Origin of the sequence: Microcoleus sp. (assembly GCF_049646505.1) — a bacterium.
Taxonomy (GTDB): domain Bacteria; phylum Cyanobacteriota; class Cyanobacteriia; order Cyanobacteriales; family Microcoleaceae; genus Microcoleus.
Genome location: NZ_JBARVX010000362.1, coordinates 1 through 2,008, shown reverse-complemented (window position 1 = coordinate 2,008; position 2,008 = coordinate 1). Strand labels below are relative to the sequence as shown.

2 protein-coding genes and 1 pseudogene are annotated in these 2,008 nt (G+C 46.3%); 2 read left to right on the top strand and 1 reads right to left on the bottom strand.

The annotated features are described in order from the left end of the window. Window positions 1–190 (bottom strand): annotated as a pseudogene (locus WBA89_RS18540) (urease accessory protein UreD); the annotation flags it as partial. Window positions 191–392: 202 nt separating this feature from the next. Between WBA89_RS18540 and fmdA the strand changes: the two are divergent. After that, window positions 393–1,568 carry a formamidase gene (gene fmdA, locus WBA89_RS18535; RefSeq protein WP_424408681.1) on the top strand — a complete coding sequence of 392 codons (1,176 nt, stop codon included), beginning with the start codon at window positions 393–395 and terminating at the stop codon, window positions 1,566–1,568. A gap of 63 nt (window positions 1,569–1,631) precedes the next feature. Then, window positions 1,632–1,895: an FmdB family zinc ribbon protein gene (locus WBA89_RS18530; protein WP_424408680.1), complete on the top strand. Its 264-nt coding sequence runs from the start codon at window positions 1,632–1,634 to the stop codon at window positions 1,893–1,895. Window positions 1,896–2,008: the final 113 nt, after the last annotated feature.

Here is a 2,008-nt window from a genome sequence, read left to right as displayed (position 1 = left end):
TGTGCAAAATGACGCTGTGACAAACCTCTTTCCCTTCAGGATAAAACGGGCGCTGCACCTTGAGGGGCGCTTGCATTTGATTGTGGATGATTTGAGTTGAGCCGCTGCGGTTGGCGTAGACTAAATTTAGGCGACCGTGCCATCCATTATTAACGTTATCTGTATCTTGTGCGATCGAAGTTTCAGTCACAGATTTTTGAAATTCAAAACATTCACTATCAAAAACATACCACAACTGCCGCGCAGCCCGGTTATTTTATAAATAATGATAATCGTTATCTGAAATATTTTTCGGATCTGCACTGATTAGTATAACAATTTACATTTATCAAGCATCCGATCGGGGAAGATGCCCATACCATGTAAAATTAGTAACTAAAGGAGTGCAGACTATGCCTCAAGTTCTCTTCAAAGTTGATTTGACCAAACCGATGTCAGAACAGGAATTAGTCGGTCACAATCGCTGGCATCCAGATATTCCAGCAGTAGTTTCCGTCAATCCCGGCGATGTATTTCGCATCGAGTGCAAAGACTGGACAGACGGACAAATTAAAAATGACGACAGCCCCGACGACATTCGCGATGTAGACTTAACAGTAGTTCACGTTTTGAGCGGGCCAATTTACGTTAACGGCGCGCAACCCGGGGATATTTTAGTAGTCGATATCCTCGATATCGGGGCTTTGCAAGGGGACGAATGGGGTTTTACGGGAATTTTTGCTAAAGAGAACGGCGGCGGTTTCTTGACCGAACATTTTCCCACTGCTGCTAAAGCAATTTGGGATTTTCAGGGGATTTATACCGCTTCCCGACACATTCCAAAAGTGAGGTTTGCTGGGATTACCCATCCGGGTTTAATCGGCTGCGCTCCTTCTCAGGAATTGTTGAATAAATGGAACAAACGGGAAGCGGAATTAGTCGCCACAAATCCCGATCGAGTACCGCCTTTAGCAGAACTGCCGAATCCCAAAAATGCAGTTTTGGGTTCGCTGACAGGGGCAGAATTCGATCGAGTTGCTGCGGAAGCGGCGCGCACTGTTCCTCCCCGCGAACACGGGGGCAATTGCGATATTAAAAACCTGTCGCGGGGATCTAAAATTTACTTCCCGGTTTATGTCGAGGGCGCAAAACTTTCGATGGGAGACATTCACTTTTCTCAAGGTGATGGGGAGATTTCATTCTGCGGGGCAATTGAAATGTCGGGGTACATCGACCTCCACGTTGATATTATCAAAGGCGGAATGGATAAATACGCGATGGTAAACCCGATTTTCAAACCCGGGCCTGTGGAACCACGTTATTCTGAATACCTAGTTTTTGAAGGGATTTCTGTTGATGAATTTACGGGCCAGCAGTATTATCTAGATGCCCACGTTGCTTATCGGCGAGCTTGCTTGAATGCGATCGAATACTTGAAAAAGTTTGGCTTTACTGGAGAACAAGCATATTTGCTGTTAAGCTGTGCTCCGGTTGAGGGTCGAATCAGCGGCATTGTGGATATTCCCAATGCTTGCTGCACAATTGCTTTACCGACAGAAATTTTTGAGATGGATATTCTGCCGTCTTAATTATTAAGGCGGGCGCTGCCCGCCGCCTACTCATTGCATCCAAATCTACAATCCAAAATTGCTATGCCTCTTTACGATTTTAGGTGTGAAACTTGCGGCATTTTTGATAAGTGGCGCCCTCTTGCCGAAGCAGATACACCTGTGCTTTGCCCGAGTTGCGAAACTGTTGCTAAACGCATCTTTTCCCCGCCGATGATTATAACTGGAAAGCTGCGGTTGAAAGGTCAAGAAAATCAGGAACCGCAGCTAGTTAAGCGTTGTGAGGAACCTAAACCGCAGCGGAATCGCGAACATCGAGGGGGACGGCCTTGGATGATCGGTCACTGATCCAATCCGACAGTTTGACACTTCGATAATTCAGCAGGGGTTTCAACCCCTGCCTCAAAGCTGAAGTCCTCTTGCATAGGACTCTAAAATTAGTATTTGCCGTGCATAAGTCC